This is a genomic window from Acetivibrio mesophilus (assembly GCF_004102745.1).
Lineage (GTDB): Bacteria > Bacillota > Clostridia > Acetivibrionales > Acetivibrionaceae > Hungateiclostridium > Hungateiclostridium mesophilum.
The window spans coordinates 1-5562 of sequence record NZ_RLII01000057.1 but is presented as its reverse complement, the minus strand read 5'-3'; the positions used below and the strand labels follow the sequence as shown (position 1 = coordinate 5562).

The 5562-nt window shown below is 35.4% G+C and carries 6 protein-coding genes; 4 read left to right on the top strand and 2 right to left on the bottom strand.

Annotated features, from left to right (window positions below):
* Window positions 1-117: 117 nt before the first annotated feature.
* Window positions 118-513, bottom strand: a complete 396-nt coding sequence (locus EFD62_RS16990; RefSeq protein ID WP_128706559.1) for a 6TM ABC transporter family protein — start codon at window positions 511-513, stop codon at window positions 118-120.
* The gene (locus tag EFD62_RS16985; protein ID WP_069193237.1) at window positions 506-2275 is read right to left on the bottom strand and encodes an ABC transporter ATP-binding protein; all 1770 of its coding nucleotides are present in this window, start codon (window positions 2273-2275) and stop codon (window positions 506-508) included. The genes EFD62_RS16990 and EFD62_RS16985 overlap by 8 nt, the downstream gene beginning before the upstream one ends.
* 141 nt (window positions 2276-2416) lie before the next feature.
* On the opposite strand from EFD62_RS16985, the gene EFD62_RS16980 reads away from it, so the two are divergent.
* The 4 genes from EFD62_RS16980 (at window position 2417) to EFD62_RS16965 (ending at window position 5199) form a co-directional block, all read left to right on the top strand.
* On the top strand, window positions 2417-2941 hold the full coding sequence (locus EFD62_RS16980) for a TetR-like C-terminal domain-containing protein (protein ID WP_069193238.1): 525 nt from the start codon (window positions 2417-2419) through the stop codon (window positions 2939-2941).
* 123 nt (window positions 2942-3064) lie between these two features.
* The gene (locus tag EFD62_RS16975; protein WP_069193239.1) at window positions 3065-3382 is read left to right on the top strand and encodes a penicillin-binding transpeptidase domain-containing protein; all 318 of its coding nucleotides are present in this window, start codon (window positions 3065-3067) and stop codon (window positions 3380-3382) included.
* A 131-nt stretch (window positions 3383-3513) separates the two neighbouring features.
* Complete coding sequence (locus EFD62_RS16970) at window positions 3514-3768, top strand: hypothetical protein (protein ID WP_069193240.1); 255 nt, start codon at window positions 3514-3516, stop codon at window positions 3766-3768.
* A 177-nt stretch (window positions 3769-3945) separates the two neighbouring features.
* On the top strand, window positions 3946-5199 hold the full coding sequence (locus EFD62_RS16965) for an L-lactate MFS transporter (protein ID WP_069193241.1): 1254 nt from the start codon (window positions 3946-3948) through the stop codon (window positions 5197-5199).
* The last annotated feature ends 363 nt before the right edge of the window (window positions 5200-5562 follow it).

Sequence of the window (5562 nt, the reverse complement as noted above, 5' to 3'; positions counted from 1 at the left end):
GGCAAAACTGGCAATAATATATAATGAAGAAATGATTTAAGGTAACATTCTGTAAACTTCAAAAATTCAAAATTTCTTGCTAAGAAGGATTGTAAAAATTCCAATACACAAAATTATTTACATTACCATTTTTGATGTAATATCGCTACGCATCATCTTGCCGATTTTACTTGCAACAAGATTCATGATAAATGCTTGCAGATAGTTTAGCACCATACTAATTGCATAGATACAAACAAGGGTAAAGCCGATTTTATTTACGGCATCCATATCAATATCAATTGTAGGCATTCCTATGCCTGTTGTTTTAATTCCGTTTGTTATTTCAGCAATAAGATCGGAAATATAATCAGGACCTATTACTGCGAGTATCGCACTTACTGTCGAAAAAATAAGAGCAATAATAATTACTGCAACATACTTTTTACAATAACCAAGTAGTGAAGAAATGGACTTTTTTAATGTTTTCAGATCGGTCTTTTCGGCCGGTCCTTTTGAACCCATACTATGCATTTTTAAGTTCCTCCTCGCTTAATTGACTTTGCGCAATTTCTTTATAAGTATCGCAAGTATTTAATAGTTCTTTATGAGTACCATGTCCGACAATTTCGCCATTATCTATAACAAAAATTTGGTCGGCATCGATTATTGTTCCTATTCTTTGAGCAACAATAATACAAGTACTATCTTTCATCTTGGTTTTAAGCGCATTTCTTAAAATCTTATCGGTTTTATAATCAAGTGCCGAAAATGTGTCGTCAAATATGAATATTTCTGCCTTGCGGGCAAGTGCTCTCGCAATAGAAAGACGCTGTTTTTGGCCGCCCGAGAAGTTTTGACCGCCTTGAGCAACATGGGCCTCAAGGCCGTTTTTCTGAAGCTTAACAAATTCTTCGCTTTGAGAAATAGATATTGCCTTTTCAATTGCCGAAATATCGGCATCATTATCTCCGAAATTAATATTCGACTGTATATCTCCACTAAATAGCACTGCCTTTTGAGAAACATAACCGATTTTGCGAGATAATTCGTCTTTTTTATAATCACGAACATTATATCCGTCAACCAAAACTTCACCGGAGGTTGCATCATAAAAACGAGTAATAAGGTTTACAAGCGATGTCTTTCCGCATCCTGTTGAACCGATAAACGCAACCGTTTCGCCTTTATTCACCTTAAAGGATATGTTTTGCAATACATTCGATTGGCCATCGGGATAACGGAATGAAACATTTTTAAATTCAACGGTTCCTTGTATATCGGTTTTAGAAACTCCGTTTCCGTCTTTGATGGATATTTCGGTAGATAATACTTCGTTAATACGTTTGGCGGAAACAAGGGAACGAGGAGCTATCATAAACATCATAGCAAGCATCATAAATGAAGCAATAATTTGCATTCCGTATGCCATATATACTACCATATCACCGAAAAGCGTCGGAAATTCCATAATAGTCGCTTTGTTTATTAAGTCGGCGCCTATCCAGTAAATTGCAAGAGCAATACCATTCATAACCATCGACATGATAGGACCGATGAATGCCATAACTCTACCGGTGAAAAGTTGAGTTTTTGTCATGTCTTCATTTATGCCTTCAAATTTGTCCTTTTGATAATTCTCAGCATTATATGCACGAATAACTCGAATGCCGGTTAGATTTTCTCTTGTAACTCTGTTTAAATCGTCAGTAAGCTTTTGAATTTTCTTAAACTTTTGAACAACAAGTGAAATAATGATGATTATTGCAGTAAGCATAAATCCTACAGCAATAGCAACCGCCGCCGACCACTGCCATTGCTTGCCCGCAATCTTTACTATCGCCCAAACAGCAGTAATAGGCGCTTTAATCATAAGCTGTAAGCCCATTGTGATTAGTGTTTGCACCTGTTGAACATCGTTGGTAGAACGGGTAATCAAGGACGCCGTGCTGAACTTGCTTATTTCGTTATTTGAAAAGCTTTGAACCTTTACATAAAGATTTTCACGAATTCTTGCAGAAAAATCAGCAGCCACATTTACAACAAAAAAGCTTGTAACTACCGAGGACGCCATACTACCAAGAGCACATAATAGCATTTTTCCGCCGTTTCCCCAAATATCGGAGAGTTTATATGCTTCTCCTCCCATGTGTGACTTTCCCTGCGCAATTTGAGTAATAATGTTCATATAATCAGGCATCTTCAAATCAAGCCAAACCTGAACAACAATAAAACCAATAGCTAACAAGGCGAATAGCCAATCCTTCTTTTTGGTATATTTTAATAATCGTAACATTAAAATATCTACTCCTTTACTAAATTTGACGAAGTGTATCAAATATGATACACTTTGTAACATGAGTGGCATTATATCAAAACGAAAAAGCGGTGTCAATGACAATATTTAAAATGAAACAAAAAGGAGAAAAGTTGTATCATGAGAGAGCAAAAGAAATCGGTAAAGAGTCAAATCAAAATAGCAACAGTAATGCTGCTGAACGAAAAATCTTATATGGACATAACTGTTACGGATATTGTAAATTCGGCAAATATAGCAAGGGCATCCTTCTATCGAAACTATATGTCTATCGCCGATGTTTTTGACGATATTGTTGATGATATTTTTACCGAAATTGTTGCGGAAGTAATTCCTGTACTAAAAAGCAATGACGAAAACGGATGGAGAGAGCTGCTATACAGTATGTTCTATCGATTTCCAAAGCATCACTCGGTAGGGTTAGGTACAAAAGCAGAAAATGTCAACGAGCTTCTTTCAAGAATGTCGGCAAAATTGCAGGAAATCGAAAAGTTAAGTGCTTCTCAAACCATTAGAGAAAAATATATAGGTTTTGGTAAAATGGGGCTTGTTGTTAACATAATAAAAAAATGGATGATTGATGGAAGAAAGGAATCTCCCGAAGAAATGGTTAATTTTGTTATGACTTTTATTACAAAGTTTTAAAAGTAATGTAGCCTAAAATCATCAATAAATATACACCTACATAGTACAATACTAAAAAGATATAGACACATAGAAAAACCAATTTGCATCACAAGTTGGTGAAGAAAATGCAGGAAAAATATAGTGGACATTCTAAGGAAATTTTATGACTACCAATTGCCTTTTTCAAAGAGAAATATTGATATTGTTAAAGAAATTATCGTTTTGTCTGAGAATAATGGAACTAGACTATCCGGAAAAACCGGTTTAGGCCTCAAAGCCAATAGCGATAAATATATAAATGGTTGGTTTGTTGGATATGTTGAAAAGGATGGCAATGTATATATATTTGCGACAAATATTGAGGCTAGTAATGAAACAGAAAAGAGTGCCAGTGGAGAGGGAGCAAAAGAAATAACATTGAAAATCCTCAAAGATAAAAGCATATTTTATACTGAGTAATCAATGTAAACTTAATAGGGAAAGGTATAGAAGCCTTCTCTTTTGCTTTCAACCTTTAAGCAAGGTTAACCCGATAAATGTCAGCAGAGCTATATAGATAAAATGCTTGGAACTATTCTTGGAGGTGTCGGATGAAAAAATATAGGTATAAATTAAATATGTTGGAGCCTGGGTTGAAGATGATAAAAGCGATTGGCATATTTGTGGTATTAGGTATCACATTTTATATGACGGATATAATGCAATTATGCTATATATTTAGCGGTTTGGCAGTTATCTTAGGTGTCATATTGTTGTTATTGCTTATAATTGAGAGTCATCAGGATAAGGTTCTAAATGAGCAAGCGATAGAGGAAATGAGAAAAAATGGAGAGGACGGTTATTGATAAGGGAAGAATATGGGTATTTTTTTACGTTTTTTTGCCGGTGAAGTAAAGGATTTTTACGCTTTTTTATCTTTCTTTCCATTCCAATTGTATAAGAAACATAATTACTATATAATTTGCTGTGTACCTTAAGGAACATTTTGAAAAATAGAAATTTATGTAGAGGGGAAAAGTGTAATGGATAATACTAGTATAGCTTCACCAAAATTTAATCGCTGGATACCTGTAATTGCAAGTATTGCAATTCAGTTGTGTCTAGGTACGGCGTACATTTGGAGTGTATTTCAGTCGTATCTTATCATTAGTGAAACAACACCTAATGCTTTGTTCAATTGGCCGGCAACACATGGTACATTAGCTTATTCATTGTTATTGGGTGTGTTGACAATCGGCAGCACAATCGGAGGGAAGCTCCAAGAAAAAATAAAACCAAGAACGGTAGTTATTGCTGCAGGTGTCATACTGGGAATAGGTTTTTATTTAGCTAAGTATACTACAGAGGCAACACCATGGATGCTTTGGCTTACATACGGCATTTTAGGCGGCTTTGGAATGGGAATGGCTTATACAACTACAATTGCCTGCTGTCAGAAATGGTTCCCTGATAAAAGAGGTTTAGTAACAGGAATTATCGTTTCTGCTCTTGGGTTTGGCGGACTTTTGTTCACTCCTGTCGCAGAAGCTTTGATTAACACATATGGTGTTTTGAACACATTTTCCATATTAGGTATTGTATTTTTTATTGTAAACGTAGTGGGAGCATTTTTCATAATTAGCCCTCCTGAAGGGTTTAAGCCCGAAGGCTGGACGCCTCCGGCTTCAAAGGATGGAGTAGCTACGAGAAGCTTTACTCCGGCTGAAGCCTTAAAAACACCTCAGATATATATGGTAATTGCTGCATTTATGTGTGCAACTGCTGCAGGATCAATGATGATTCCTATGGCAAAAATTCTTGGATTGCAGCCAGATAGCGGCCTGACAAAAGAAGCAGCTGTTGCGGGAGTTATGATTATTAGTGCATTTAATTCTTTTGGACGCCTTTTCTGGGGATGGTTTTCTGATAGGTTAGGAAGAAAGAAAACAATATTAATACTTCTTGTTATCGCTGCTGTCTCAATTCTAGGAGTATCGTTTACGAAAGCATATTTAATGCTTACATTTATAGCAATAATCGGATTTTCCTATGGAGGATTCCTTGGGGTCTTCCCAGCATTGACTGCTGACTTCTGGGGAACAAAAAACGTAGCAACAATCTATGGTCTGATTCTTCTTGGTTTTGGTGCAGGAGCGGTCGCTTCATCGTATATTGTTGCTTATTTCAGCGCATTAAAGGCATTTTCAACAGCCTTTATAATTGCTGGTGTCGCAGCAGTTGTAGGCTTTGTAATAATATCTATGTTAAAAGCGCCGAAACTGACATCTGAAAAGTAAACAACTATAAATAGATTCAGCTATAAAAATCACCTAATACAAAGCTTGATGTATATCTTGTGTGTACATCAAGCTTTATTTTAATTATAGATAAGCATTCGTTCAGAGTGTTATATTATACTTCCTGACTTATATTACATATGTTGCAATAGCATATTTTAAAAGATTCTTTACGGAATTCTTGGTTGGAGATAATATTCATGCGTTAACCGTGGCAAATAGATAACCTTTTGGTATTTTTATAAAAATTATATTGGCATATTTGCTATTTTATACTATAATGTTTATTACTAAGTTTTGATTTTATGCGAAAATTGTCAGTACATGCATAAAAATAGTGATTCTGCAAAGTTTCGGTGTGAT